A 26241-nucleotide genomic window follows, 5' to 3' on the forward strand; every position below is an offset into this window, starting at 1 on the left:
GGGCCCCGGAGCGCAGGACACGGCCTCCAGGGCAGGGGCCTTCAGGGCACGGGCCGGCGGACGGCGCGGCGCGGCCCTGACGCCGCACCGGGACCTCCCCGCACAGAACCCGCCCGCACCGGAGCCTCCCCCCGCACAAGCCCCGCCCGCGCAGGCCTCCCCGCGCAGGCGCAGCGGCGGGGCCGTGCGGGCGGGCGGGGACCGGCGTCCCCGTGGTGGCCCGCACCCGGGCCGGCCGCGACGGCCCCCACCGCATCCGCGGCCATCCCCCCGCCCCCGCCCTGCCGGTGACCGCCCCGAAAAAGGGGCAGCCACGCCGCCTCATACCGTGACAGCGGCACCGCTCCCGGCACCGGCCGGCGCCCGGCCGCAGGGCGCCGGCCCTCGCGGCCCTGCCGGCGCGCCGGGGCCCCTCCCCCGCCCGCTGCGCGCCTCCTCCCCCCTTACCGGCGCGCAGCGGGCACCGGGCAGCCCGCCCTGCGGCAGCCCGCCCCCGGCCCGCCCCCGGCCCGGCCACGACAGCTCCCCGCCGCAGCGGGACCCGCCAGCCAGACAGCAAGCCCCCCTCACATCCTGGCCACTGAGGCCGCGAGGCCGCGGAGACCGCGGAGACCGCGGAGACCGCGGAGACCGCGGAGACCGCGGAGACCGCGGAGACCGCGGAGGCGCGGAGGCGCGGAGACCGCGGAGACCGCGGGGCGTGGCACCGGCCCTACGGGGCCGTGCCCGCCGTGCCCGCCCCGGGCCCCGATGCCCGCGGCCCGGCCTGCGGCGGCCGCGGCCCGGCCGCATCACCGAGCGCGCCGAAGGACACGGCATGCGCGGCGGCCCACTGCCGGAAGGTACGCGCCGGACGGCCCGTCAGCCTGCCGACGGTGTCCTGCACCCCGGCCTTGGCACCCGCCTTCAGCCGCTGCGCACTGTCCAGCAGCGCCTCGACCACCGCCGGCGGATAACGCCCGGCCAGAGCCGCACGCGCCTGAGCGGGGCTCAACTCCTCGAAACGCAGCGCGACACCGAGCACAGCGCCCAGCTGCCGCGTCTGCTCGACGGCACTGAGCGCCTGCGGCCCCGTCAGGGTGTAGGCACGCCCGGCATGCCCCTCCTCGGTCAGCACCCGCACCGCCGCCCGCGCCACGTCCGCGGGATCCACACAGGCATGCGCCGCCTCCCCGTACAGGGCACGCACCACACCCTCACAGCGCACCGGGCCCGCCCAGGACAGGCAGTTGGACATGAACGCCCGCGGACGCAGCAGGGTCCACTCCATACCGGAACCGCGCAGCAGCCCCTCACTCTCACGCTGCCACCGCGTGATCAGATCACCCGCCCCCTCGTCGAGGACAGCCGCCGCGGAGAGTTTCACCACCCGCCGCACACCCGCCGCACGCGCCGCGGCCACGAACACCGCATCGTCACCACCGCCCACCCGGGCCGTGACGAGGAACGCCGTCCGCACCCCCCGCAGAACCCGCGCCAGCGAACCCGGATCCCCGTAGTCCCCCGCCACCGCCTCCACCCCCGCAGCCACCCCCGCGATCCTCGCAGGATCCCTGGCCATCACCCGCACCCCCGCCCCGGCCGGCAACCGCCCCACCACTTCCCGCCCGACCGTCCCCGTGGCCCCCGTCACCAAAATCACCGCACACCCCTCCCCGCCCGCCCCGGCCCGCGCCGCCCCGCGACCCGTCCCCACCCGCCCCGGCCCGATCCGCCCACCGCCCCGACACCCCGCCTTCCGCCCGATGGACCAAGAACAACTCATTGAATGTCGTACAGCCGCAAGGGGTGCACGAACCCCAACCGCCTGTAAGATACAAACTGGGCGGTTTTTTTAATGGGTCTCCGGGCTCATCGAAACAGAAGGAGACCGAACGTGGTGAAACAGGACAGGGCGATCCGGACCCGGCAGACCATCCTCTCGGCAGCGGCCAAGGTCTTCGAGGAACACGGCTACCAGGCCGCGACGATCAGCGAGATCCTCACCACCGCCGGGGTGACCAAGGGCGCGCTCTACTTCCACTTCCCCTCCAAGGAACACCTCGCCGAGGGAGTCCTGCACGAACAGGACCAACTACTGCCCATCCCCGACCGCACCTGCAAGATCCAGCAGTTCGTCGACACCGTCATGCTGCACGCCCACCGCCTGCAGACCGACGCGATGGTCCGCGCCGGCGTACGCCTCTCCCTCGACCAGCAGGCCCTCGGCCTCGACCGCAGCGGACCCTTCCTGCGCTGGTCACACATCTCCCGCGACCTCCTCGAAAAAGCCCAGGCCCAAGGCGAACTCCTCCCCCACGTCAACGCCGTCGAGACCGCCGACGTCATGGTCGGATCCTTCGCCGGCGTCCAGGCCATGTCCCAGGCCGTCTGCGACCACCAAGACCTCCCCCAACGCGTCAACGCCCTCCTGCGCCACGTCCTGCCCAGCGTCGTCATGCCCTCCGTCCTCGCCTCCGTCGACCTCACCCGCACCCGCGGCGCCGCCGTCGACGCCGAACTACACGCCCACCACCACACCCAACACCCCCCCACCCCCACCCCCCAACCCACCCCCGTCAGCTAACCCCACACCCCAACACCCACCCCCACCCGACACCCGCGCATGCGACACCGACGCCGATGCCGATGCCGGCGCCGGTATCTGCGCCTGCGCCAGTGCCGCGGTAGGCGCCGATGCCGAGTCCGGCCCCGGTGTCGAGGGCGATGTCTGCGCCGCTGTCGGCGCCTACGCCGTTGTCGAGGTCGATGCCAACGCCGGTGTTGGTGCCCTCACTGGGGCCACTGTCGCGGCCGGTGTTGATGCCGTTGTCGAGGTCGATGCCGGCATGGGGGTGTGCGGGTGCGTCGGCGCACCGAAATACGCCTCCAGCACACCCGCCGGGCCCTCCCGGCCGGACGCCCACGCGATATAGCCGTCCGGCCGCACCAGCAGCGCCGCACACTCCAGCCCCGCCACTTCCTCGCAATGCACCACCCGCACCAGCCCCGCCCACCCGCGGGCCTGCTCCTCGAACCGGCCGCCCGCACCCCGCGCACCGAACAGCAGCAGCAGCGGTCGGCCCTCGCCCAGCAGCGCGATCACATCCGTGCGCCCCTCACCGGTCACGAGCTCCACATTGGGCAAGAACCTGCCCTCCCAGTACCCCCGGCCCCGCCCCCGCGCCGGGAGCACCGTGTCCTGCGCACTCACCATCGACGCCAGCACCCCCGCTTCCCCACCCCCCGCCAGCAACTCAACGAACAACGCCCGCAACGGCTCCAGCTCAGGACCGGGCCGCATCAACGCCACCTGCGCCCGCGTATGGTCGATCACCCGCTGCGCAGCCGGCCGCCGCTCCTGGTCATAGGTGTCCAGCAGCCCCTCATCCGCCCACCCCCGCACCGCGAACGCCAGCTTCCACCCCAGATCCACCGCATCCAGCAGCCCCGTGCTCAACCCCTGCCCCCCGACAGGGAAATGCACATGCGCCGCATCCCCCGCCAAAAACACCCGCCCCCGCCGGTACGAAGAAGCCACCCGCGAAAAATCACTGAACCGGCTCAGCCACAACGGCTCCCCCAACACCACCTCCCGCCCCGCGATCCACGACACCTCCCGCCGCATTTCCTCCAACGTCGGCTCCACCCGCCACCGCGCACACGGCCTCGCACAATTCACCGTCCGCAACCGCAGCCTGCCCCCCACCCCCTCCTTCACCACAATCCAGCCCCGTTCCGTGCGATGCCACCCCACCCCCAACACCCCACCCTCAACCCGCACATCACCCGCCAACGCAGACACCGTCGCCGGATACACCCGCGACTCAAACCCCCCCTGCTCCCGCACCACACTGCGCGCCCCGTCCGCCCCCACCACGAACAACCCCCGGCACACCACCGACCCGAACGCACCCCGCGCCGTCACCACCACCCCACCCCGCCACTGCCGCACCCCCACCACCCGACACCCACGCAACACCCGTACACCCAACCCCCGTGCCCGTGCCTCAAAATGACGCTCCAACACCTCCTGCTCACACTTCATCACCGCCACCGGCTCCACACCCGGCGCCGAAACAACCAACCCCCCAATCCCCCCAAAATGAAACCCCACCCCACCACCCACACCACCAACGCCCGAACCAACCCCTGACCCAAGACCCGAACCAGAGACACCACCCGGCCCGGTAGCACCGACCCCCTCAGTGGCAAAGCCCTCAACACCGCCCGGGGCAGCGTCTTCACTACGACCCGCAACACCACCGGGGTCAGGAACACCCATCCCGTCCGAAGCACCGGCCCGGTCAAAGCCACCGCTCGCAACGACAGCACCCGACCCGCCAGAAGCCGGGAAACGGCCACTCCCCGGCCCCCACTCCACCAACCCCCCCAGATAACCGCGCCGCACCAGACACTGCACTGCACGCGCATGCACCGTCGTCGCCCTCGGCCTCCCCGACACCACCACCTCCGACTCCAAAACCACCACCCGCACCCCCCGCACCGCCAACTCACACGCCACCACCAACCCCACCGGCCCACCCCCCACCACCACCACATCCGCCTCCACTACACCCGAAACACCCAAAACATCCGTCATCGCCGGCTCCCCCCGCCAATAACCCAACACGGTCAACACAAACAAACAACCCCGGCCACATGCAGGACCGGCCCCCTCTCTACCGGAACAACTCCCTCCCCCCGCAAGCCAGTTGACGCCTCCAGAACCGGACACCCATGCGAACGAGCAGAAATATACCGGTTATGCGGTTCTTCGCAAGGGGAACACAACCCCACCCCCAACCACACACCACCAACCCGCCACCCACATCCAAATAGGGCCCGAAGACCCTGACCGCCAGAACAATGCCCCGACCGGGTCCCGGCGTCCGGCAGCGACACAGGCCACACACACAGAAGCGCGGGACACACCCCCCGGCCCGCCGCAACGTACTCCGCCCGCCCGCACAGACACCGCCCCCGACCACGGCCGGCAGCCAGGCCGATTCCGGAACATCGGCCACGTCACGCAGTCCGTCGACACACAGACGGAAGACCGGCCCGCAGCGCCCCTGAGTGATCCCCTCCTCGCACGAGGGCTCCGCGTGCGTCTGCCGGAACGCCCGTGACCGCCGGGCAGCAGCACCTGTCCACGCCGCGCTTGCCGAACTCGCAAGCACCGCCGGACGCTGCAGCCTCCAACCCGGCCCCCCTCGGAAGTACTCGTGATCGCCTGCCCGTCGCCGAAGTACGCATCTCCGAACGTGGCGAATCTTCCGCACTACTGGCAGTCGCTGCCGTCCCAGCCGCCGCTGAAAAAGAAATTGGACGATGCGAGCTGGGACGGTCTCTTCGCGATCCTGCCGTCTTGCACTTGGCAACCGTAAGCTCGTGCGGCCCCTCCGGCTCCCGAACCAGAGTCGTACGCCACGACGCCGAACCCGAACCCGAATCAGCAGAGGCGAGGCCGGTGCACGCCCTACACCCAGGCATACGTCCATGCTGGCTTCCCAAGGTCTCCAGCGCGTTGAGGCACGCCCTCCCGGCGGGTGGGCGTCGTTGAATTACTGGCGGACCTGAGCGTTCAGTGTGGGATGCGCGTCGTCGCTGTCCACCCCCATGCCGGCGAGCAGGCGCAGTCCGTCCTCGGCGGGGGTGCCGGGGGCCGCGGACAGCACCAGCAGCTCCATGCCTGATTCGTCGGGCAGCGCGAAGTTCTCCTGGTGCAGTTCCAGCAGTCCGACCAGCGGATGCCGGTACGCCTTGCGTCCATGGGTGCGGGCGCGCACGTCCGCACGGGCCCAGAGGCGACGGAAGCGCTCGCTGCCCATCGCCAGCTCACCGATGAGAGAGGCCAGGCGGGGGTCCTCGGCGTACTGGCCGGCGGCCAGGCGCAGGTGCCCGACCACGTCGAGGGTGCATTTCTCCCAGTCCGCGTACAGGCCGCGCTCTGCCTCATCGAGGAAGATGTGCCGGGCGGTGTTCAGGCCCGGCATCGGCCGGCCGTAGAGCAGCCCGGCGAGGCGGTTTCCGGCGAGCACGTCCAGGCGGTGGTCCATGATCAGCGCGGGTGCGTCGGTGACCAGGTTGAGGACGCGCAGCAGCTCGGGCCGGACCCTGCCGCCCGGCGCCTTCGCGCGGCGGCGGCGCTGCCGGGCGAGCCGGTCAAGGTGCCCGCGTTCGGTCTCGTCGAGGCCAAGGACCCGGGCGAGCGCGTCGAGGACCTGCTCGGAGGGCTGGGTCGCCCGGCCCTGCTCCAGGCGCACGTAGTAGTCGACACTGACTCCGGACAGGTGCGCGACCTCTTCGCGGCGCAGCCCTTCGACCCTGCGGCGCCTGTCGGTGGGGATGCCGACGGCTGCCGGGTCGACCCGGGAGCGCCGGGTCCGCAGGAAGCCCGCAAGATCGTCCATGGCCCCAGTATGGCCTCGGTACGGCCTGTGAAGGTGGCCCTGCTATTACCAGGAAGTCCCGTCCGGTGGAAGAGGCGTCCCTGAACGCCGGGGGCGGTGGCGTCCAGGATCGAAGGCATCCGATCCGAAGGAGTTCCCATGAAGACGCTGATCGTCTACGCCCACCCGGAGCCGAAGTCACTCAACGGCTCGCTGAAGGATCTCGCGGTGTCCACGTTGGAGAGCGCCGGGCACGAGGTACGGGTGAGCGATCTGTACGCGATGAACTGGAAGGCGGTCGTGGACGCCGCGGACTACGGCCCCGACGCCTCAAGTCCGTTGCAAGTCGCTCGGAACTCGGGCCGGGCATTCGACGCCGGAACGCTCACGCCGGACGTTCTGGCCGAGCAGGAGAAGCTGCTGTGGGCCGACACGATCATTTTCCAGTTCCCGCTGTGGTGGTACTCCATGCCCGCGATCCTCAAGGGCTGGGTGGACCGGGTGTTCACCTTCCACTTCGCCTACGGCGTCGGCGAGCACAGCGACACCAAGTACGGCGAGCGCTTCGGCGAAGGCACCCTCGCGGGCAGAAAGGCTCTACTGTCGGTGACCGCGGGCGGCCCGGAGTCGCACTACGCCGCTCGCGGGATCAACGGCCCCATCGACGATCTGCTGTTTCCGATCCACCACGGCATCCTCTACTACCCGGGCATCGAGGTGCTGCCCCCGTTCGTGCTGTACGGCACCGACCGGATGACCGACGAGGACTACCCGGACGTCGCCAAGGTCTGGGAGCAGCGCCTGCTCACCCTGAAATCGACCGAGCCGATCCCGTTCCGGCGGCAGAACTTCGGCGACTACGAGATCCCCTCGCTGCACCTGAAGGAGGGGCTGGAGCCTGCGGGCCGCACGGGTTTCGGTCTGCACCTGCGCGGCTGAGCCTCGTCCTCGCCGGCGTCGTCGGGCTACTCGGCGACCGTGTGCAGTTTGATGTCGGTGTGCTGGGCCACCTCGCGCAGCATCTCGAACCCGACGGTCGGCGGGATCCGGTGAACCGCCACGAGAACACCGATCGCCTGGTCGACCACCGCCAGGAATCGACCGCCTGCCGCAACTGGAGTGCTGACGCCGTCACGGGGAATCGTGAACGGCATCAGCGCTGCACACATCGACGCCTACGGTGTTTGGCCGACATGCAGGCGCCGGCGTCGGCTTCGATGACCTCCACGAAGGTCTCCGGCAAAGCCGAACTCCTGGTGGCCTTCGCCCGCCACGAGCGGGGCTATGCGCCGGAGGATCAGTGACCAGTGTTGATGTACGCCGCCCCCGCTATCCGCAGTGCCGTATGCGCGCCCCGGGACCGTTCCCGGGCGGCCTCCAGGGCGGTCTCGACGTCGGGTTGGAATCGCCTGTCTGCCACCGGGCCCAAGGCGATGTCGGGAAGATCTACCGCCGTCCTCCAGGCTGTCTCAGCGGCGCCCAGTAGCGCGGGGTCCGTGAGCACCAGGAGCCCGAGCCGGTCCCGTGCGACGGTGGCCGCGCTGCGGGTTGACGCCCGCGCGGAGCGCTCCTCGGTCGTCTCGGCGTCACCCGCTCGCCGAGCGGCCACGGCCAGCCAGTGCACCTCCCGGTGCCGGACCACGGCCTCCAGCAGATCCGCGACTGCTCGCGTCACCTCCTGGCGATGCGCGGCGTCCCGCGCCCGCTTGTCTGTCGCACGCTGGGTGTAGCCCGCGAGAGCGACACCGGCGAGGGTGCCGAGCACGGCAACGATGCTGGGCCACACGGCCTACTCCTCGAGGGTGGTGTGCCGGTACCCACGGCGCCCCGTAAGGCCGGCCGTGGCCGTAGCGCCGTGCCGGCGTTTCACGCCGTCGTGGGGATAGCTGTCGAACGGCTCCGGCGGTTTATGCAGGTCGGTCAAGGGTTCCTCCCATGTCGGACGCCCACTTCCCGATTCTCGATCCACCCCGAGACCCTGACAGGGCGAAGACTCAGATCGGCCACACGCTGGCCGGTTGGCATCCCCTTCAGCGGTCGGCTCCTCTGTTCCGGCGGGGCTGGGGTGCGCTGCTGCTGGGGTGCGGTGCTGCTGGCCGGCGGGGCCGATCACGTCGGCCGGCTCTCGGGCTTCCGCTCGGCAAGCGCGCGGCGGCGGGCATCTGCCTCGTCTGTGAAAGGCGCAGGCCGCTTCGGATCCTCCGGGGTGTGCACCACGTCGCCGGGTCGGTCGTACGGCTCTCTGGGTACTCCTCGGGCATCACGGCCTGCTGGTGCGTGTGGACGGCGGCGGCCTGTTGCGCAGGGGTGAGGGCAGTGTCCCGATCCGGGTGGTCGATGACGTGGGGTGCGGCCGCTCCTGGTCACGGTTGTGGTCGTCAGAGCGCGCGGTGGGGCAGCTGGGGCTTTGTCCAGTGTGGCGGGTGCTGTGCGGGCGGCGCGGATCGCGTTATGCACGGCGAGGCCGGCGACCTTGGCCCGCTCGTACTGGGTAGCGGCCCGTGGCGGCCTACCGTCGGTGCCGGCGATCCACCAGCGGGGGCCGGGCAAAGTCGGCGATGTAGGTGAGCTGGTCCGGTGCGGGGGTCCGACGGCCGGGTCGGGGGACGGTGAGCCGGCGGCCGCGCCCGTCCAGCCGACCGACCCCGCGCCTGCCCCGCAGCCGCCCGCTGCCGGTGCCGGCCTCACCGCCGCGAAAGCCCGGGGCGCCGTCCAAGAAGCACTCCTGGCGCTGGAGCAGCGCGTACGCGAGGTCGAGGTGGCCGAGTTCGTTCGGCCAATACGGGCACGCGGAGGCCTGTGGAAAGGGAACCGGCGACAGCGGCCTGGAAGCGAACGTGGCCGCAGTGCTCCTGGACACCATCCGTCGCATGTTCGACGGCGACCTCGACTATCCGTGCCGCCCTTCGACGACGCACACGGCTCTGGTCTCGTCCCGCTCCGCAGGGCCGATCAGGACGCCGGCCCTCCGACTTCTGCGGCCCCTCCCGCTCCGGGACCACCTGCTCGCACCCGCAGTCCCAGGCCCGGGCCCTTGTTTCGGCGAAGCGCTCGACAATGCATGGCTTTCATCACAATTTACCCATTTTGGAGAAGAGATCTGCCTATAAGTAGGTTCACAGACAGTTGCGCTCCTTCGGCGATCAACACAGGGATGCACAGACCAGCGACAGGGAGAAGTGCTTGATCACGCTCTACAGACGACGCACCGGGCAGATGGCTACGGCCGGAGTGCTCGGGGGCGTACTCGCAGTCACGGCCCTGGGCGGCACGAGTATCGCTGCCACCGGCGGCAACGATGCCGGGAACCAACCGACATCGCAGGCGCCGGCAAATAAGGCGGGCACCCAGAAGGCCTCCGACGCCCGAATAGAGATCACGCCCGGGCAAGGCGCCTACAACGTAGGGATCGACGGTCCAGTCGGTGTAGCCGCCAGTAATGGCAAGCTCACCAAAGTGACCATGACCGCTGTCGCGACCGGCGCCGAGATCCGGGGCACCCTGTCCGCGGACGGCACGGCCTGGAAGCCGAACGGCCGACTGGAGCGTGCCACCCAGTACCAGATCACCGCAGAGGCCGAGGACGCCAAGGGCCGCTCCGCCACCGGTAACGCCACGATCACCACGGTCTCCCCGGCCAACGACTTCATCGGGCACCTCTCCCCCATGGACGGCTCGACCGTCGGCGTGGGCATGCCGGTGTCGGTCAACTTCAACACGGCGATCAGTGACAAGACCGCCGTGCAGTCGGAGATCCAGGTCAGCTCCAGCAGCGGCCAGCGGGTCGTCGGTCACTGGTTCAACGACCACCGCCTGGACTTCCGCCCCGAGAAGTACTGGAAGTCCGGCTCCACCGTCACCGTCTCGCTCAACCGCCACGGCCTCCAGAAGACGGTCACGTTCAAGATCGGCCGAAGCCAGATCAGCACCGTGGACGCGAAGACGAAACAGATGACCGTCGTCCGGGACGGCAAGACGATCAAGACCATCCCGATCTCGTCAGGCAGCCTCGAACACCCGACGTACAACGGCCAGATGGTGATCTCCGAGAAGTTCAAGCACATCCACATGAACGGTGCGAGCGTCGGCCTCACGGAGAAGGACGGCAAGCCCTCGTACGACATCAAGGCCGTACCGCACGCCATGCGCCTGACCGACTCGGGCACGTTCATCCACGGCAACTACTGGGGTACCGACTCGGTCTTCGGCAAGGTCAACACCAGCCACGGCTGCGTAGGCCTGAAGGATGTCAGGGGCGGCGACGACGACAGCCGGCCCGCCGCGTGGTTCTTCGACCACTCGATGATCGGTGACGTCGTGATCGTCAAGAACTCCACGGACAAGACCACGTTGGCCCCGGACAACGGCCTCAGCGACTGGAACATGCCGTGGAGCGAGTGGGTCGCGGGCGGCCCGACCACCTGATCTCACGCCACCCCAGCAGCCGAACCGGCATCCCTCCGCCAGGTGATGGCGACACGATGCCGGCCACTGCCCGCGACCTCAGGACGCTCGGACAGCCCTCGTCCCGGGGCCCGGCACCCCGTATACGAGGAACGGAAAAGCCGGGTTCGGCGGCGAGAATCGGACCGGTGGCAATACCGGCGTCGCGCTCCGCTCATCGGCGTCGCCTGGTCTGCCAACTCATGGAACAGGCGGCCACCGCCCGAGAACCCCTCGCGCCCTGTAGCGATTCCTGCGGGGCGGCCGGTCCCGGAAGGCCGACAGTGGCAGCGCACGCTCGTCCTGCTGCTGTCGCTCCGCGCCACCCGAACGATCTCGGTGGACGGCTGCAACCACCCCACTACCGTGGGCAGGGGCCGCGCTCCTGCCGATCGGCGTTTCGGCTCCAGGAGGCGCAACCTTCCCTATCGTGGGCGAGATGGAAAGGTTGGGCGAAGGCATGCGCATCCGGGCCGAGACGACTGCCGACGAAGGACAGCAAGCCTTATCCGACCTGCACAAGTGGCTGAGGCTGGATGCCGATGTGCGACGGCACGCCACAATGGAACTGGTGCCGTACGGCAAGCCCGGCGGCACCATGAGGACGGTCGAGGTCATCGACATGTTCCTCAGCCAAGGATTCTCGGCTCTGAGCCCTGGCGATGTCGTATGCGGCCTGGCGCGCCGCGCGTCCGGCCGCGCCGCCGATCACCATCACCGCGCCGTGATGTGCGAGGTCCTCGACACTGCCGTCAGTGGAGGCCCTCCCCTCACCCGGGCCGGCTGCCTGCAGGTAGCAGTACGATCCGGCCACAAATTGTCCTTGGGGGATGCTGATGGCCGGTTACAGCGAAGTACAGAAGGCTGTGCGTGTGGAGAAGCTGCGGATCTGGTCCGGCTGGCTTTGCGGCAACGTGATCATGCTGATGGTCGGAGAGGCCACGCAGGGCATCGCAGTCGTGTCCGTGGTGACGCAGGTGCTGTCTGTCGCTGTGTTCTTCGCGCTCACCGTGGCGTTGTTCCGGATGACGGGCGCGGCGGGAGGTGCCAGGCGCCTCATCCGCGCCCGCCCTGGCAAGCGCCCAACCAGGACGCGATCATGAGCACGACGATGTCACACACAGAAGAGACAGCCTCTAGGCGAATCACCCGCAGAAGCGGGCAGCCGGCCTCCCACGAGGCCCAACGCGACTGATCATCTCGCCCCTGACCGTGGTCAGTCTCACCAAGGGGTCACCAGGTCTCAAGCCAGCCGAGTGTCGCATCACCACGACGGTCCTATGTGTCACCTCCCTCGGCGAAGTGGTCGAGGGCACGGAGCACATGACCGCGCGTCGTGACGGTGCCCAGATGCCCGGCGTCCTCGACCACGATCAACTCGGCATCGGGCCAAGCCCGGTGAAGCGCCCAGGCGGTGTCAGGAGGCCCGCCCATGTCGAGCCGGCCGTGGACCAGCACCCCGGGGATGCCAGCCAGCCGTCCGGCCTCGCGAAGGAGAACACCCTCCTCCAGCCACGCGCCGTGGGAGAAGTAGCGGGAGCAGATCCGAACAAAGCCCAGCCGTGAGGCCGGAGGACGATCTCCGTACGCGTTGAAGGCGCCCTTGGTCTCCCCGGACAGGACGGTGTCCTCCCATGCGCACCAGTCGGCCGTGGCCTTGTCCCGGACGGCGGCATCGGGATGCTCCATCAGGCGGGCGTAAGCCGTGACCAGGTCGCCGTCGGGGGACAGGCCAGCACCGGCGATGAAGCGTTCCCACTGCTCGGGGAAGAACCGGCCCACGCCCCGGTAGAGCCAGTCGATCTCCGAGCGCCGGGTGGTGGTGACACAGGAGATGACGATCTCCGACACGTGCTCGGGGTGCTGTTCCGCGTAGGCCAGGATGAGCGTGGAACCCCAAGAGCCGCCGAAAAGCAGCCAGTTGTCGATTCCTAGATGCTTCCGCAGTCGCTCCATGTCGTCGACCAGATGCCAGGTGGTATTGGACCGCATGTCGGTCGCTGGGTCGCTGGCGTGCGGGACGCTACGGCCGCAACCTCGCTGGTCGAACAGCACAATCCGGTACTGCTCCGGGTCGAAATACCGGCGCACGCCCGTGCCGCAACCCGATCCCGGACCTCCGTGGACGACGAGCGCCGGCTTGCCACGTGGATTGCCGCACACCTCCCAGTACACGCGATTGCCGTCACCGACGTCGAGAATGCCCTTCTCGTAGGGCTCGATCAGGGGATACAGCTCACGCTCGTTCATCCGGCACCCTCCACCCTGCGTCACGACTCCGGCACCCTACAACCGCTCCGCTTACACACGAGATCGCCAAGGGACACCCCCGACAGGCCCAGATCAGAAACAGGCTCGCGGCCACCCGGCAACCGGCGGACAGACGGGAACCGGCGGCCCGGCGCGCGAACTCCCCATGCCCTTGGGAAGTTGACGGGCATGTGCGTAGCCTTGCGGTTGCACACGTGCACCACACCCGTGTCATGACGGAGAGGGGACGTGACCAGACAATCCACCACCGGACCGTTAGCCATCGAAGCGCTTCGCACTCGCACCCGTCTCACCGCCCTGACGGCCGTACTCTGCGCGACCGTGGTCGGCTGCAGCGGCGGGATGACACCACGCGGCAGAGTCCACCGCCCCCACCCTTACGGCGTCGGCCGCCCCGCGGCAGCCGCCGTCGACCCGGCCGTCCTCGCCCAGCGGGCCGTCGACTCCATGAAGCTCACCGGACCCGCCATCGCCAGCCCCCGCCCCGCAGGCAAGTACCCGGTCGGGATGCCGATGTGGATGTGGATGTGGGTCAACCAGAGCGCCACGACGTACGGACCGAACACGGCGAGCGCATCTGCAGGTGGCGTGACGGTCACGGCGACCGCGAAGGTCTCGAAAATCGTGTGGGTGATGGGCGACGGTGCTGTCGTGACGTGCCACGGGCCCGGCACCCCGTACACAGCGACGGCCAGCAAGTCGGATTCCCCTACCTGCGGGCACACCTACAGCCGCACCTCTGCCGACCAGCCCGAGGGCCTCTGGAGACGCTGCGGATGTGGCACACCATGCGGCTGACCCGCATCAACGCGAAGATCGCCGCCGTGCAGCAGCGGCAGGCAGAAACCGAACACGGCCGGCGCCACCGCCGCGAGCCCCGCAATGGACGGTCGAGCTCGGCATCGGCGCCGGACTCGCACCCGTCCAGATCCACGCCGGCGATTGCCACATGGCGAGCAAGCGGCGCCGCCCGGTCCGGGGCCCGTGGCGCATCCGAGGGGGGTCAGATCTCTCCGGCCGCCGTGGCGGTGAGCCAGTCGGCGGCTTGGCGTCGGTCAGCAGCAGCGCCTGCTCAGTCGTGTCCTGTGACGGTCGTCGTCGTTGCATGACTGGGCCGGGGACCTTGCGGGTTACCACCGGCGTCCGGCCGTTGCTGGGGCGGTGCGCCTGAGGAGATCGTGACCGCATTCGGTCGGGCGCTGCCTCGCGCAGGCTGACTCTGAGGAAGGCGGTGGGCGTGGAGGGCGGAGCGCTGAGCGCGGTCGGTCCGGTGCTGGACGTGCGGGATGTATGCAAGAGCTACCGGCAGCGTCCCGTACTGCGCGGGGTGTCGCTGGATCTCCGTCCGGGGCAGTTGGTGGGCGTCGTCGGGGAGAACGGGGCTGGCAAGAGCACGCTGCTGCGGATCCTGGCCGGGGATCTCGCTGCGGACAGCGGCACCGTGGAGCGAGCGGGCCGGCTGGGCTGCTGCCCTCAGGAGACCGTGCTCCACCAGGCGTTCACCGTCGAGCAGCACCTGCGGTTCTTCCAGGCCGCCTATGACATCAGCCGTCTGACCAGGGCCTACGAACTGCTGGAGGAGCTGAACTTCACCAGTTACCGATACGAGCGGGTGGAGACACTCAGCGGCGGCACACGCCAGAAGCTCAACCTGGTCCTGGCCTTGATGCACGATCCGCAGGTGCTGCTCTTGGACGAGCCGTATCAGGGCTTCGACTGGGAGACCTACCTGCGGTTCTGGAACCTGGCCGCCGCTCTGCGGGACCGGGGCTGCGCGGTGCTGGTGGTCTCCCACCTCGCCTACGACGTCTCCCGCCTGGACATCCTGTACCGCCTGGATGGCGGGGCTCTTCGGGAGACCGAGCGGACCGCCACCGCCGGGGTGGCCTCATGAAGTACTGGCAGGCCTGTTTCGGCACGGCGATGCGGTTCGCGCTGGTCGAGCAGGCCCGCAACCGGCTGGCGCTGCTCATCGTGCTCCTGTTCGTTCCGCTGTGGACCACTTTGGCCTACGCAGTGGTGGCGCAGACACCGCTGCGGTTCTACGTCCGTCCGGTCGGCCGTTTCGTGGTCATGGACGGCAACGTTCTGACCCAGGTCGTCGGAGCGCTGCAGGCTCTCGCGCTGGTCATCGCGTTCATGATGTTCGTCGCCACGGTCCGCTCCGCCGTCTTCGACCGGCGTCTGGTGCAGGCCGGCTTTCCGCGATCATGTCTGGCCCTGGCGAAGTGCGCCTCGCTCGTCCTGGTGGCGGCGGCGGTCGCCGTCTATGCCACCGCGTGGATGCATCTGTTCTGGCGGCCGGTGCAGCCGGTGGTATTCGCCGCCGGGATGTTCACCGGGGCGCTGATCTACGGCAGCATCGGCATCGTGCTCGCGGCCGTGGTGCGCAGTGAGCTGGCCGGCATGTTCCTGGCCATCATGATCAGCTCCATCGATTTGCTGCTGCAGAACCCGCTGATCAACCCGCAGTCGGACAGTGCCCTGGTGCGGTACCTGCCAGCCCACGGCGCGTTACAGACTGCGGTGACGGCCGCCGGCCTGCACGTGATGCCCTGGAGTTGTCTGCTGCTGGGCTTCGGGTGGGCGCTGGGCATGGCGGGACTCGGTATGACCGCCTTCGCCCTGCGTACCCGCATCCACCGGCCGGCCCGAGCATCCACGGCGGGTGTGGTGGAGACCATTTCGGCGCCGTGACCAAGGCTGTTCGGGGTCGTTGTGCCGGGGGGCGTATCCGCTCGAGCAGGTATCACAAGGGCAGGGGGCGTGAGTGTCCGAGCAGGAGACCCCGGTGGTGACCGAGCGGGATGCGGGCCCGGTCCTTCGTACCGCATGCCGGGAAGTGTCCGGGGTGCCGGCCCGGGGCGACGCGCGCTGTGCGTGGTTCGTCAGCGACGGGTTCGAGCCGAGAAACTGCATGCTGGCCCTGGCGCCGCTGATCGGATGGCACGCCGACGGCACCAAGGGATTCGGGTGGGGCCTGCTCGCGGCCGTGTTCACCAGCGTGCTGCCCTCGGTGATCCTCCGCCAGGGCGAACGCCGCAGCTACTGGAGCGACCGGCACGTACGGCAACGCCAGGAACGTCTGGTAGCCGGACCCGTCGTCCTGGCCTCGGTCGTCACCGGTACAGGGCTGCTGTACGGGCTGGAAGCCACACGTGACGTCCGTGCGCTGGTGGCCGCGATGCTGGCCGTGCTGCTCGTACTGTTGGCAATCACCTTCCTGTGGAAGGTGTCGGTGCATTCCGCGGTCGCGGCCGGCGCCCTGGCTGTCCTCGCCTCGCTCTACGGGCCGTGGTGGGCACTGTCCGCGCCGCTGGTGGCGTTGATCGGCTGGTCACGAGTCCGGCTCCGGTGCCACACCATCGCCCAGGTGGCCGTCGGAGCATGTGTGGGCGCGGCCGTCAGCAACGCGGCTTTCGACCTCCTTCGATAACAGAGATGCGAACCTTCCTCCCTCCCAGCGCCGCCGATCTCTTCCTGCGCGACCTGGCACAACGCGCGGAGCACCCGGACGCCGCCTCCACGATCGGTGCGGTACTGCATCTGTCCGGCGCCGTTCCCGCGCTGCCTGACCTTCAGGAGTACGTGGCCGCGCGCCTTTCCCGCCTTCCGTGCATGGCGCACCTCCTGCGCGGTGACGGCAGGCAGGCTCAGTGGGTACACGCCGTTCCCGACCCCGCACATCACGTCAGTGCACGTCGCGTGGCCAGCGGCCCCGAAGCTCTCGAGGCCGCGGTACAAGACCTGATGCGCGCCCCTTGGCCCAAGGACGCCCCGGCCTGGCGCCTGGTCCTGCTGCACGGACAAGTCGCCGACGGGTTCGCGCTGCTGTACCTGACCCATCACGCCGTCCAGGACGGCGGCACCATCGTCGCGATCATGGAGGCCCTCTTCGGCCCGGACGCGCCCACCGGGCAGCCTCCGACGGTACTGCGGTCACCGCCCGCCGAGCCGCGGACCCGGCTGCGGCAGGTACTGCGCAGCGCCGCCGTCCTGCTGCGGCATGCCAGGAAGCACCATGTGTGGACGTCGCCCTCGCGTCCGCTTTCCAGCCGCCGCCGCACTTCGTGGGTCCACGCACCCGCGGCGTTGCTCAAGGCGGCGGCCCGTGCCGACGGCGGCGCCAGCATCAACGACGTCTACCTCACCGCTCTGGGCCACGCAATCGCGGGGTGGGCGAGCACCGCCTGGCCGCGCGCCGCCCAGGCCCCCATTCCCGTCATGGTTCCCGTCAGCCTGCGCACGGCCGACGAGTGGGCGGTCCCCGGTAATCGTCTCTTCCTGACCCGCGTCGACCTTCCGGGCGGTGACATGTCCCTCGCCCGGCGGCTTGCCCATACCCGCACGGCTACCGAGGCTTTGAAGCTGCCCGGACACCGGGCCGTACTCCGTGCGGCACTTACCCGCCTGCCTACCGGGCTTCTTCGGCGCCTCGTGGCCATGAGTGCTGCCCCGGGCCGGCTCACCCTCGCAGCTTCCTGCCTGGTGATGCGCAAGCGCCTCCGCTACGGCGACGCGGTGGTGAACCGGATCGATCCCGTCATGTGCTGCCCGCCCGGCGCGCCCCTGGCGGTCGTCATGCTCGTCCATGCCGGTGAGGCGAGCGTGTGCTTCCGCATCGACGAAGCCCTCCCCGGCGCCGACAGCCTCCCCGCACAGTGGCGGCAGGCCTTGAAAGACCTGTCGGCAGCCATTGAACGGCCGACGGCCAGCCCCGGAGCCGCCGCGGCAACGGCAGCTGGGCCGTCTACCGAATGATCACGCGCCGGGGCGGTCTGCGCAGTCACAGGGCCCGTTCGACGCTCCATAGCGGCAGGCGCTCGAAGAGGGTGACGGCCTCCTCACGCCAGCGCGGGCGCCAGCCGGCGGCTTCCGCGGAGGCCAGTTCCGCATAACGCTGCATGTCCGCCCGCATCTTCTGCTCGACCCCGCAACTCGTGGCAATCTCCCGGACGTCGGACACCGCCTCCGGTATGCAGGACGAGTCGCCGAGTGCGGCTTCCACCACCGCCCGCTCGGTGCCGCTCACGGCTGCCAGCAGAGCGGCGATGGTGTAGCTGCGCTTGCCGTCGCGCAGGTCACGGCCGGTGGACTTGCCCATGGTATGCGCGTCGCCGAACAGGTCGAGGTAGTCGTCCCGCATCGTCTCGTAGATTCCCACGAGCCGCGCGTAGCGGCGCAGTTGCGCATCGAAGCGGGCCGGCTCCTCGCCCGCGGCCAGCAGACCCAGCTGCAAGGGCGCGAGAATCGAGTAGTGGGCGGTCTTGTAGTCGGACACCGCGTGCAGGAGTTCCTCGGACGGGATGTCGGTGAAGTCCCGCTCGATGTCCGTGATCTGGCCCACGATCATGGCGGAGGCCGCCGCGGTCTGCACCCCGACCATGGCGTGACGGACCGGGAGAGGAGCGGGCGAGTCGAGGAGCACCTGCAGGGACAGGACCAGCGCGAGGTCGCCGGCGAGCACGGCAAGCCCGAGCGCGTCCTGCGGACGGTCGGGGAACCTCTCCCTGTAGGCGTAGTAGGTGGAGGGGCCGCCCCGGCGGACGGGACCGTCGTCGATGATGTCGTCGTGGACGAGCCCGTGCGTCTGCAGCAGTTCGATGCTCAGCGCGGCCTCCTCCAGTCCTGGCACAGGATCCGGCGTCACCAGCCGGGCCGCCTCGTAGATGAACGCCACCCGCAGGCGCTTGCCGCCCCGCACCGACACGTCCCGCAGAAGGCCGAGGCATTCAGGGGTGAACCAACTGGACGACGGGGCCTCGAAGCTGTCTGACAGGTCGCGGAAGTACTGCTCGAACCGTGCGTTGAAGCGGCGTTCATAGGCGGCGAAGCGCTCTTTGACCTGGTCGACGGGAAGAGCGGTATTGGTCACGAGAAAGGTCCCATTCGTAGTGCCAGGCGCTCACAATTCCGCGGCGCCAGGAGCCGGACAGTGCTGTGTCCGGCCACGTGTGCCGGAAGCTGCTGGTGCTCAGGAGGTGTACTGGGTGGCGGTGACGGCCAGTCCGCGCAGCGCCCGGGACGCGGCCGGCGGCAGCGCCGCCGCATCCATCACCCGCAGGACCTGTTCATAACGTGAAGTGATCATGCGCTCGGTACGCTGCCGCGCGCCGGTCTTCTCCAAGATGGCCCGCACCTCGGCTGCCCCCTGTGTGTCGAGATCGGCCCGGCCGACCAGGTCGCGCAAGCGACGCTGTTGCGCCGGGGTGGCCGCGCGCAGACCCAGAGCAAGGAGAACGGTGCGCTTCCCCTCCCGCAGGTCCCCCAGGCCGGGCGCGCACGCACCGTCCGCGCTGCCGAAGACGTCCAGCAGGTCGTCCCTGATCTGAAACGCCTCCCCCAGGGGCAGCCCCAGCGCTGTGCACAGGCCCAGGGTGGTGTCGTCGGCGCCGGCGACGGCGGCTCCCAGCTGCAAGGGACGCTCGACCGTCGCCGTGGCGGTCTTGTAGCGGACGACCTGCAAAGCCGCGTCGACGTCGTCATCGGGGCCGGTGCCCATCACGTCCAGGTACTGGCCGTACATCACCTCCTCCAGCATCGCGTCGTACAGGGCGTGCACCGCGCGGCGCCGTTGGACGGACAGTTCGGCGGTGTGCAGCAACTCCTGTGACCAGATCAGGGCGACATTGCCCACCAGAAGGGCACCGCCGGCACCGAGCCTCTCCGCCCGCGGGGACAGACCTAGGCGCGTACACAGGGCACGGTGGACCGCAGGGCGGCCCCGGCGTGTGTCCGAGTCGTCCATGATGTCGTCGTGGATGAGCGCGAACGCCACGAACAGCTCCAGCGACGCCGCCACTCTCAGCACGGCCGCCCTGTCCTCGCCCCCGCCCCCGCCCCCGCCCGCGGCATGCCAACCCACAACGCACAGCAGGGCCCGGATGCGCTTGCCGCCAGCAGCCAAGAAGTCCCGCAGAATGCCCGCGACCTCGAGCGGGTGACGCACCCGGACCGAGGAGAGCCGCCCCGGGTCCCACCGGGGCGGCTCTCCTCGGTCCGGCTATCCGACGACGTCCGGCACGTCCCGGCGGTACGACTCCGCCGCGCCGAAGAGGTGCTCGGAGACGGCCCGCACCGCGTTGACCACCAGCGGGGCCACGAGTTCCAGTGAGGAGCGACCGTCTCCGACCACCGATATCGCACCGACCGGCCCTTCCGGCCCGCACAGCGCGAGGCCGACGCAGCCGAGGTCGGGGAAACACTCGCCCCGGTCGATCGCCAGTCCGTTACGGCGGCGCACCAGGCCCAGCTCGCGGTGGAGTTGGTCGAGGCGCCCGATGCTGTGGTGGGTACGACGCTCGATCACCTGCGCGTACCGCGCGTCGATCTCCTCCGGGCTCAGCCAGGCGAGCATGGCCTTGCCGAGCCCGGTGCAGTGCGCGATGGCACGGCCCCCGACCTTCGACGGTATGTCGACCGCCGCCCGGCCCCCCACCTTGTCCAGGTAGTAGATGTCCGGCCCGTCGAGCACGGCCAGATGCACGACCATCCTGGTACGCACGGCCAGGTCCAGCAGGTGGGGTGCGGCAGCGGCCCGCAGCGCGCTGTGCCCGATCTCCCGGCCGCCCAGGCCGAGCGCCCGCGTTCCCAGCGTGTATCCGGCCACCGTATGGCGCAGCCAGTCCAGCCGGACCAACTGGTCGAGTATGCGATGCGTGGTCGAGCGGGGCAGGTGTGTCCGGCGGGACACCGTTTCGAGCGTCAGGTGGGTCTGCGGACGGGTGAAAAGGTCCATGATCAGCGTCACACGCTCCATCATCGACGGAGGCAACGCAGGCCCGTCGACCACGGCGGATGGCGAGCTCAGGCGAAGGGCAGACGTCATCGTCGGTGCCTCTCTGATCAAACTGAAATCAATTCTAGTTCGGCGCCGGCGTCAAGGTATCAATGCCGCGGGCCGCAAAGAAAGAGTCGTGCACCGATTCATTGGAGCGTACGGTCCATTCTTTGGACAACGCAAAAATGTACCGCTCCCCCGGAAGAATCCTTCCGGAGAGCGGTACATCCTGTCGGCGTCAGCCGTGGGTGAGGTCGAGGGCGATGTCCACGATCATGTCCTCCTGCCCGCCGACGAGGCCGCGCCTGCCGACCTCCTCCAGGATGGTGCGGGCGTCGAGGCCGTACTGCTCCGCCGCGGCCTCGGCATGGCGCAGGAAGCTGGAGTAGGCCCCGGCATAGCCCAGAGTGAGGGTTTCCCGGTCGACGCGCACCGGCCGGTCCTGGAGCGGGCGGACCAGGTCCTCGGCGGCGTCCTGCAGGGCGTACAGGTCGCAGTCGTGCTTCCAGCCGTAGAGGTTGGCGACGGCGATGAACGGCTCGATCGGACAGTTCCCCGCGCCCGCGCCCTGTCCCGCGAGCGAGGCGTCGACCCGGGTCACCCCCTCTTCCACCGCCACCACGGAGTTCGCCACCGAGAGGGAGAGGTTCTCGTGTGCGTGGATGCCGATCTGGGTGTCCGGGTCGAGTACGTCCCGGTAGGCGCGGATGCGCTCGCGCACGCCGTCCATGGTCAGCCGGCCCCCCGAGTCGGTGACGTAGACGCAGTGCGCGCCGTAGGACTCCATCAGCCTGGCCTGGCCGGCCAGGGTCTCCGGGGACGTCATGTGGCTCATCATCAGGAAGCCCGAGACGTCCATGCCCAGTTCCCGGGCGGTGGAGATGTGCTGGGCCGCGACGTCCGCCTCGGTGCAGTGGGTGGCGATGCGCACCGACCGGACGCCGAGGGCGTAGGCCCGCTTGAGTTCGACGATGGTGCCGATGCCGGGCAGGAGGAGGGTGGTGAGGACCGTGCGGTCGATGGCGTCGGCGGCCGCTTCGATCCACTCCCAGTCGGTGTTGCTGCCCGGCCCGTAGTTGAGGCTGCCGCCGGCCAGGCCGTCGCCGTGCGCGACCTCGATCGCGTCCACGCCCGCCCGGTCGAGGGCGGCCGAGATCCGGGACACGAACTCGGGCGTGATCCGGTGCCGGATGGCGTGCATGCCGTCCCGGAGCGTGACGTCCTGCACGTAGAGCCTTCGGGTGGCGGTCACTTGGTCACCTCGGTGGTCAGTCGCCGGGCGATGCGTTCGGCGACGCGCAGGGCTGCCGAGGTCATGATGTCGAGGTTGCCGGCGTAGGCCGGCAGGTAGTGGGCGGCGCCCTCCACTTCCAGGAAGACGGAGACCTTGGTGGTCGGCGTGGAGGTGTCGCCGTCGGCCAGCAGGGTGTGGATCGGATCGCCGGTGGGGACCGGGGTGAACTGGACCTTCTGCTTGAGCCGGTAGCCGGGCACGTACTCGGCCACCGCGGCCACCATCTCCTCGACAGAGGCCCGGATCGCGTCGTGATCCGCTTCGCCGATCAGGCAGTACACCGTGTCCCGCATGATCAGCGGCGGTTCGGCCGGGTTCAGGACGATGATCGCCTTGCCCCGGCGGGCGCCGCCCACCTTCTCGATGGCGCCGGCCGTGGTCTCGGTGAACTCGTCGATGTTGGCCCGGGTCCCCGGTCCGGCCGACTTCGAGGAGATCGAGGCGACGATCTCGGCGTAGGGCACCGGTGTGACACGGCTGACCGCGTGGACGATCGGGATGGTCGCCTGCCCGCCGCAGGTCACCATGTTGAGGTTGTCGACGGCGTCGCCGGCCGCGTCCAGCTGCTCGTCCAGGTTGACCGGTGGCACGACATAGGGCCCGAGAGCCGCCGGGGTGAGGTCGACCAGGCGCTTGCCGTACGGGGCGAGCCGTTTCGCGTTCTCGACGTGAGCCTTCGCCGACGTGGCATCGAAGACGATCCCGATGTCGTCGAAGCCGTCCATGCGGATCAGGCCGTCCACCCCCTCGTGCGTGGTGGGAACCTTCAGGCGGGCGGCGCGCGCCAGCCCGTCCGAGTCCGGGTCGATGCCCACCATCGCGGCCATCTCCAGGGTGTCGGACAGGCGCAACACCTTGATCATCAGGTCGGTGCCGATGTTGCCGGAGCCGATAACGGCCACCTTGGTCTTCGTCATCCGTGTTCCTTGAATTCCTCGGGGGCGGGGTCGGGGCGGGAGTCGGGGTCGGAGTCGGGGTCGGGGTCGGGGTCCGTCGGGTTCCTGGGCGAGAAGGTCGCCGTCACCGAGCCGAGGCCCGACATCTCCGCCCGCACGGTGATGCCCGGCGGTGTCGGGACGAGCGGACCCAGGGCGCCGGAGAGCACGACCTGCCCGGCGCGCAGCGGATCGCCGAACTCCCGGGCGGTGCGCGCCAGCCACAGCAGCGCGGCGAGCGGATCGCCGAGGCAGGCCGCGCCGTCGCCCTCGGACGCGAGCTCGCCGTCGGCGTACAGCCGCATGGTCACGTCCCGGGGCGTGAACTCCCCCAGTCCGACGGCCTGTCGGCCAAGGACGAACAGGCCGCTGGACGCGTTGTCGGCGACCGTGTCCGTGATCGCGATGTCCCAGTCGGCCACCCGGCTGTCCACGATCTCCAGCGCGGCCACGGCGTGTCCGACCGCCGACCGGACCCGTTCGACGTCAAGGTCGTCGTCGTCCAGATCGGCGGCGAGCACGAACGCGATCTCCGCCTCGACCCTGGGCTGAAGCAGCCGCTCGCTGGGGACGGCCGGCAGCGCGGTGACATCCATGTCGTCCAGCAGGACGCCGAAGTCGGGCCGGTCGACACCGACCTGTCGCTGCACCGACGCGGACGTCAGCCCGAGCTTGCGGCCGACGACCCGTGCCCCGGCGGCGACCCGGTCGCCGATGACCCGCTGCTGAACGGCGTACGCGAGGCTGACGTCCCGCGCACCGAGCAGATCACGCACGGGTGCGCACGGCTTCCGGTCGCGGGCCGCGGCCGCGAGTCGCGCGGCCGCCTCGGCCACGGCGGTCGCACGGTCCGCGACGACCTTCGGTTCCCAAACGTCTCTCATTCGCATCCTCAACTCGTGCCTGTCCCCAGCCTGATCGGCTGTCGCGTACGGCAGTGAGGACCGTTCCGCTCAGCGGGACTGGGGAGCCGGCCACGGGCGGTCTCGCTGAGCGAGATGGCCGGACGGCACAGGGACGATGGCTCGTTACCGTCGGCGGGCGAACCGCTGGACGGCTGATGGCCTTGACGCCGCGGCAGGCGGGACCGTCGGACGCCCCGCCTCTGGTCGCAGTCCCCAACTCCCCACCAGGAACGTGGCATTCATGAGGAGGTCATGGTGAGCATCAACGAGGATGCCTACGATGTGATCGTCGTAGGGTCGGGCGGAGGTCTGGTCGGGGCGTATGTGGCGGCGGCGCGTGGCCTGCGCACGCTCGTCATCGAGAAGACCGACCGGGTGGGCGGCACGATGGCCTACTCCGGCGCGGGGGTGTGGTTTCCCGGCTGCGCCCCGCTGCGGCGGGCCGGTCTCGGCGAAGACGTCGACGACGCCCGGGCGTACCTTCGGGACATCGTCGCCGACCCCTCCCGGGAGGCTCTCCAGGACGCGTATCTGGCGGCCGGAGTCGGGCTGATCGACGAGCTGGAGAAGAACCCCTGGTTCCAGTCGTTCATGCACGGGCCGGTTCCGGACTACTTCACGTCGGCACCGGGAGCCTCGCCCACCGGGCACACGATCTTCCCGCTGCCCCTCGAACTGGCGGAGCTCAAGGAGAACGCCGGACTCGTCCGCCGCTCGCTTCCCACCGAGCGGTGGGGCTTCGACGAGGGGCCGGTCGTCTCCGGCGGCCGGGCGCTGGCCGGCCGGGCGCTGGCGGCGTTCCTGGAGACAGGCAGCGGCACGCTGCGGCTGAACACCGCGCTGGAGAACCTGATCGTCGAGGACGGCCGGGTCGTCGGGATCGAGGCCGTCAGCGAGGGTGAGCGGGTCCGGATCGGAGCCACGCGGGGGGTGATCCTCGCGGCCGGAGGTTTCGAGCACGATCGCGAGCTCCGTGAGAAGCACCAGCCGCCCCTCACCGGGGAGTGGTCGAACGGGGTCGAGGCCAACACGGGTGACGCCCTGCGGGCGGGTGTCGCCGCGGGCGCGGCCACCGATCTGCTCGACGAGGCCTGGTTCGTGGCGGGGCTCGTCCAGCCGGACGGCCGGCCCGTCTTCCACACGGGCACCCGGGGCGGGATCTGGGTCAACGGCGCGGGCGAACGCTTCGTCAACGAGTCACGGCCGTACGACCAGGTCGGGCACGAGATCCTCCGTCGGCACAACTCCACGGGCGTCAGTCACATCCCGGCCCACTGGATCTTCGACCAGCGTCTGATGGACCGGGACAGCTTCGGCGGCCCGCCCGACGAACCGGTACGCCCCGAGTGGCTGGAGTCGGGTGCGCTGAAGAAGGCCGACACGCTCGAGGAGCTGGCGCAGCTGATCGGTGTCCCCTTCGACGCCCTGAGCCGGACCGTGGAGGAGTTCAACGGGTACGCGCGAAGCGGCGTCGACGAGCGGTTCCACCGCGGCGAGAGCGTGTGGGACCAGATGTTCCACCACATCGTCCCCTTCGCGGCCGACCCCCGGCAGAACTTCCCGGCGAAGCCGGAGACCGAGTGGCCGAACCCGTTGCTGCTGCCGATCGACACCGCGCCGTACTACGTGGCGACCATCCTCCCGGCCGACATCGGCACCAAGGGCGGCCTGAAGACGGACGAGCACGCGCGCGTGCTGCGGCCGGACGGGCAGCCGATCCCCGGGCTCTACGCGAGCGGCAACACCGCGGCCGCGATGTCGGGACGCGTCTACCCGGGTGCGGGGACCCCGATCGGTTCCAGCATCGCCTTCGCCTACCTCGCCGTCCTGGACATCGCCGGGGCGACGGACTGACCACACAGCGCTGCCCGGGACACCGAGGGTGTCCCGGGCACGGTCACGTTCTCAGTAGGTGTTTTTGATCCCTGGCCGTGAGGTGCGTGCGCCTGGATGATCTGAGGTGTGAGGGCTGGCGGGACGGCTCGGCGGTACTGCCGGGAGTGCGGTGATCCGCTGCCGCAGACGATGGCGGCGGAGGCGGTGTTCTGCTCGGGTCGATGCAGGTCACGGCAGTGGCGGAGGCTCCAGCGGACCCGGCAACGGGTGGCCGCGATGCAGCGGGGAGAGCAGGCGGAGTGCCCGGTGTGCGAGCGGTCGTGGACGGTGGGGGTGGAGCGGTCGAGGGCGGCGGTGTACTGCTCGGACCGTTGCCGGGTACGGGCCTGCCGTCAGCGGCGGG

The 26241-nt window shown here is 69.9% G+C and carries 23 protein-coding genes and 1 pseudogene; 11 read left to right on the plus strand and 13 right to left on the minus strand.

The window, feature by feature from the left end; genetic code table 11:
* Positions 1 to 712 precede the first annotated feature (712 nt).
* Entirely contained in the window at positions 713 to 1642 is a 930-nt protein-coding gene (locus OG933_RS01005) for an NAD(P)H-binding protein (RefSeq protein ID WP_405624831.1), read from the minus strand.
* Between the two features lie 234 nt (positions 1643 to 1876).
* On the opposite strand from OG933_RS01005, the gene OG933_RS01010 reads away from it, so the two are divergent.
* A complete protein-coding gene (locus tag OG933_RS01010; protein WP_362536493.1) occupies positions 1877 to 2566 on the plus strand; it encodes a ScbR family autoregulator-binding transcription factor in 690 nt (229 codons plus the stop codon).
* 162 nt (positions 2567 to 2728) lie between these two features.
* Here OG933_RS01010 and OG933_RS01015 read toward each other — a convergent pair whose 3' ends face one another.
* The gene (locus tag OG933_RS01015) at positions 2729 to 4582 is read right to left on the minus strand and encodes an FAD-dependent monooxygenase (RefSeq protein ID WP_405624832.1); all 1854 of its coding nucleotides are present in this window, start codon (positions 4580 to 4582) and stop codon (positions 2729 to 2731) included.
* A gap of 964 nt (positions 4583 to 5546) precedes the next feature.
* Positions 5547 to 6395: a helix-turn-helix transcriptional regulator gene (locus OG933_RS01020; protein WP_405624833.1), complete on the minus strand. Its 849-nt coding sequence runs from the start codon at positions 6393 to 6395 to the stop codon at positions 5547 to 5549.
* Between the two features lie 138 nt (positions 6396 to 6533).
* Here OG933_RS01020 and OG933_RS01025 point away from each other — a divergent pair, with 138 nt between their 5' ends.
* Positions 6534 to 7313, plus strand: a complete 780-nt coding sequence (locus OG933_RS01025) for an NAD(P)H-dependent oxidoreductase (RefSeq protein WP_405624834.1) — start codon at positions 6534 to 6536, stop codon at positions 7311 to 7313.
* A 26-nt stretch (positions 7314 to 7339) separates the two neighbouring features.
* Here OG933_RS01025 and OG933_RS01030 read toward each other — a convergent pair whose 3' ends face one another.
* Both OG933_RS01030 and OG933_RS01035 read right to left on the minus strand, forming a co-directional pair.
* A complete protein-coding gene (locus OG933_RS01030; RefSeq protein ID WP_405624835.1) occupies positions 7340 to 7543 on the minus strand; it encodes an ANTAR domain-containing protein in 204 nt (67 codons plus the stop codon).
* 128 nt (positions 7544 to 7671) lie between these two features.
* Positions 7672 to 8160: a hypothetical protein gene (locus tag OG933_RS01035; protein ID WP_405624836.1), complete on the minus strand. Its 489-nt coding sequence runs from the start codon at positions 8158 to 8160 to the stop codon at positions 7672 to 7674.
* A gap of 1430 nt (positions 8161 to 9590) precedes the next feature.
* On the opposite strand from OG933_RS01035, the gene OG933_RS01040 reads away from it, so the two are divergent.
* The 3 genes and pseudogenes from OG933_RS01040 to OG933_RS01050 all read left to right on the plus strand — a co-directional run bounded on the left by OG933_RS01040 (position 9591) and on the right by OG933_RS01050 (position 11920).
* On the plus strand, positions 9591 to 10799 hold the full coding sequence (locus tag OG933_RS01040; RefSeq protein ID WP_405633180.1) for an Ig-like domain-containing protein: 1209 nt from the start codon (positions 9591 to 9593) through the stop codon (positions 10797 to 10799).
* A 478-nt stretch (positions 10800 to 11277) separates the two neighbouring features.
* Positions 11278 to 11409 (plus strand): annotated as a pseudogene (locus OG933_RS01045) (hypothetical protein); the annotation flags it as partial.
* 238 nt (positions 11410 to 11647) lie between these two features.
* Complete coding sequence (locus OG933_RS01050) at positions 11648 to 11920, plus strand: hypothetical protein (protein WP_405624837.1); 273 nt, start codon at positions 11648 to 11650, stop codon at positions 11918 to 11920.
* A 175-nt stretch (positions 11921 to 12095) separates the two neighbouring features.
* On the opposite strand, the gene pip is transcribed toward OG933_RS01050, so the two are convergent.
* On the minus strand, positions 12096 to 13067 hold the full coding sequence (gene pip, locus OG933_RS01055) for a prolyl aminopeptidase (RefSeq protein ID WP_405624838.1): 972 nt from the start codon (positions 13065 to 13067) through the stop codon (positions 12096 to 12098).
* 398 nt (positions 13068 to 13465) lie between these two features.
* Positions 13466 to 13786 carry a hypothetical protein gene (locus OG933_RS01060; protein WP_405624839.1) on the minus strand — a complete coding sequence of 107 codons (321 nt, stop codon included), beginning with the start codon at positions 13784 to 13786 and terminating at the stop codon, positions 13466 to 13468.
* An 80-nt stretch (positions 13787 to 13866) separates the two neighbouring features.
* On the opposite strand from OG933_RS01060, the gene OG933_RS01065 reads away from it, so the two are divergent.
* From OG933_RS01065 to OG933_RS01085, 5 genes are all read left to right on the plus strand, one after another.
* The gene (locus tag OG933_RS01065) at positions 13867 to 14259 is read left to right on the plus strand and encodes a DUF6233 domain-containing protein (protein WP_405624840.1); all 393 of its coding nucleotides are present in this window, start codon (positions 13867 to 13869) and stop codon (positions 14257 to 14259) included.
* A 102-nt stretch (positions 14260 to 14361) separates the two neighbouring features.
* Complete coding sequence (locus tag OG933_RS01070) at positions 14362 to 14982, plus strand: ABC transporter ATP-binding protein (RefSeq protein WP_405633182.1); 621 nt, start codon at positions 14362 to 14364, stop codon at positions 14980 to 14982.
* 29 nt (positions 14983 to 15011) lie between these two features.
* On the plus strand, positions 15012 to 15785 hold the full coding sequence (locus OG933_RS01075) for an ABC transporter permease (protein ID WP_405624841.1): 774 nt from the start codon (positions 15012 to 15014) through the stop codon (positions 15783 to 15785).
* A gap of 73 nt (positions 15786 to 15858) precedes the next feature.
* Complete coding sequence (locus OG933_RS01080; protein WP_405624842.1) at positions 15859 to 16524, plus strand: hypothetical protein; 666 nt, start codon at positions 15859 to 15861, stop codon at positions 16522 to 16524.
* Positions 16525 to 16529: 5 nt separating this feature from the next.
* Positions 16530 to 17849, plus strand: coding sequence for a wax ester/triacylglycerol synthase domain-containing protein (locus tag OG933_RS01085; RefSeq protein ID WP_405624843.1), 1320 nt, complete (start codon positions 16530 to 16532; stop codon positions 17847 to 17849).
* Positions 17850 to 17874: 25 nt separating this feature from the next.
* Here OG933_RS01085 and OG933_RS01090 read toward each other — a convergent pair whose 3' ends face one another.
* The 6 genes from OG933_RS01090 to OG933_RS01115 all read right to left on the minus strand — a co-directional run bounded on the left by OG933_RS01090 (position 17875) and on the right by OG933_RS01115 (position 23981).
* Positions 17875 to 18963, minus strand: coding sequence for a polyprenyl synthetase family protein (locus OG933_RS01090; RefSeq protein WP_405624844.1), 1089 nt, complete (start codon positions 18961 to 18963; stop codon positions 17875 to 17877).
* A 99-nt stretch (positions 18964 to 19062) separates the two neighbouring features.
* Positions 19063 to 20037 carry a polyprenyl synthetase family protein gene (locus tag OG933_RS01095; protein WP_405624845.1) on the minus strand — a complete coding sequence of 325 codons (975 nt, stop codon included), beginning with the start codon at positions 20035 to 20037 and terminating at the stop codon, positions 19063 to 19065.
* Positions 20038 to 20091: 54 nt separating this feature from the next.
* Positions 20092 to 20850: an IclR family transcriptional regulator gene (locus tag OG933_RS01100; protein WP_362532905.1), complete on the minus strand. Its 759-nt coding sequence runs from the start codon at positions 20848 to 20850 to the stop codon at positions 20092 to 20094.
* 256 nt (positions 20851 to 21106) lie between these two features.
* Positions 21107 to 22120, minus strand: coding sequence for a 4-hydroxy-2-oxovalerate aldolase (gene dmpG, locus OG933_RS01105; protein ID WP_362532902.1), 1014 nt, complete (start codon positions 22118 to 22120; stop codon positions 21107 to 21109).
* Positions 22117 to 23079, minus strand: coding sequence for an acetaldehyde dehydrogenase (acetylating) (locus OG933_RS01110; RefSeq protein ID WP_362532899.1), 963 nt, complete (start codon positions 23077 to 23079; stop codon positions 22117 to 22119). The genes dmpG and OG933_RS01110 overlap by 4 nt, the downstream gene beginning before the upstream one ends.
* The gene (locus OG933_RS01115; protein ID WP_405624846.1) at positions 23076 to 23981 is read right to left on the minus strand and encodes a 2-keto-4-pentenoate hydratase; all 906 of its coding nucleotides are present in this window, start codon (positions 23979 to 23981) and stop codon (positions 23076 to 23078) included. Before OG933_RS01115 ends, OG933_RS01110 begins: the two co-directional genes overlap by 4 nt.
* Positions 23982 to 24254: 273 nt before the next feature.
* Between OG933_RS01115 and OG933_RS01120 the strand changes: the two genes are divergently transcribed.
* Positions 24255 to 25856, plus strand: a complete 1602-nt coding sequence (locus OG933_RS01120) for an FAD-binding protein (RefSeq protein WP_362532893.1) — start codon at positions 24255 to 24257, stop codon at positions 25854 to 25856.
* Positions 25857 to 26241 lie beyond the last annotated feature (385 nt).

This window comes from Streptomyces sp. NBC_00016, from assembly GCF_045040885.1.
GTDB classification, from domain to species: Bacteria; Actinomycetota; Actinomycetes; order Streptomycetales; family Streptomycetaceae; genus Streptomyces; species Streptomyces coriariae.

What these genes read in the sequence shown, in the direction of transcription:
- OG933_RS01015 (WP_405624832.1), bottom strand. Translation starts at nt 4,582, where the DNA reads ATGACGGATGTTTTGGGTGTTTCGGGTGTAGTGGAGGCGGATGTGGTG.
- OG933_RS01020 (WP_405624833.1), bottom strand. Translation starts at nt 6,395, where the DNA reads ATGGACGATCTTGCGGGCTTCCTGCGGACCCGGCGCTCCCGGGTCGAC.
- OG933_RS01025 (WP_405624834.1), top strand. Translation starts at nt 6,534, where the DNA reads ATGAAGACGCTGATCGTCTACGCCCACCCGGAGCCGAAGTCACTCAAC.
- OG933_RS01030 (WP_405624835.1), bottom strand. Translation starts at nt 7,543, where the DNA reads ATGTGTGCAGCGCTGATGCCGTTCACGATTCCCCGTGACGGCGTCAGC.
- OG933_RS01040 (WP_405633180.1), top strand. Translation starts at nt 9,591, where the DNA reads ATGGCTACGGCCGGAGTGCTCGGGGGCGTACTCGCAGTCACGGCCCTG.
- OG933_RS01050 (WP_405624837.1), top strand. Translation starts at nt 11,648, where the DNA reads ATGCTGATGGCCGGTTACAGCGAAGTACAGAAGGCTGTGCGTGTGGAG.
- pip (WP_405624838.1), bottom strand. Translation starts at nt 13,067, where the DNA reads ATGAACGAGCGTGAGCTGTATCCCCTGATCGAGCCCTACGAGAAGGGC.
- OG933_RS01075 (WP_405624841.1), top strand. Translation starts at nt 15,012, where the DNA reads ATGCGGTTCGCGCTGGTCGAGCAGGCCCGCAACCGGCTGGCGCTGCTC.
- OG933_RS01085 (WP_405624843.1), top strand. Translation starts at nt 16,530, where the DNA reads ATGCGAACCTTCCTCCCTCCCAGCGCCGCCGATCTCTTCCTGCGCGAC.
- OG933_RS01100 (WP_362532905.1), bottom strand. Translation starts at nt 20,850, where the DNA reads ATGATGGAGCGTGTGACGCTGATCATGGACCTTTTCACCCGTCCGCAG.
- OG933_RS01110 (WP_362532899.1), bottom strand. Translation starts at nt 23,079, where the DNA reads ATGACGAAGACCAAGGTGGCCGTTATCGGCTCCGGCAACATCGGCACC.
- OG933_RS01115 (WP_405624846.1), bottom strand. Translation starts at nt 23,981, where the DNA reads ATGAGAGACGTTTGGGAACCGAAGGTCGTCGCGGACCGTGCGACCGCC.
- OG933_RS01120 (WP_362532893.1), top strand. Translation starts at nt 24,255, where the DNA reads ATGGTGAGCATCAACGAGGATGCCTACGATGTGATCGTCGTAGGGTCG.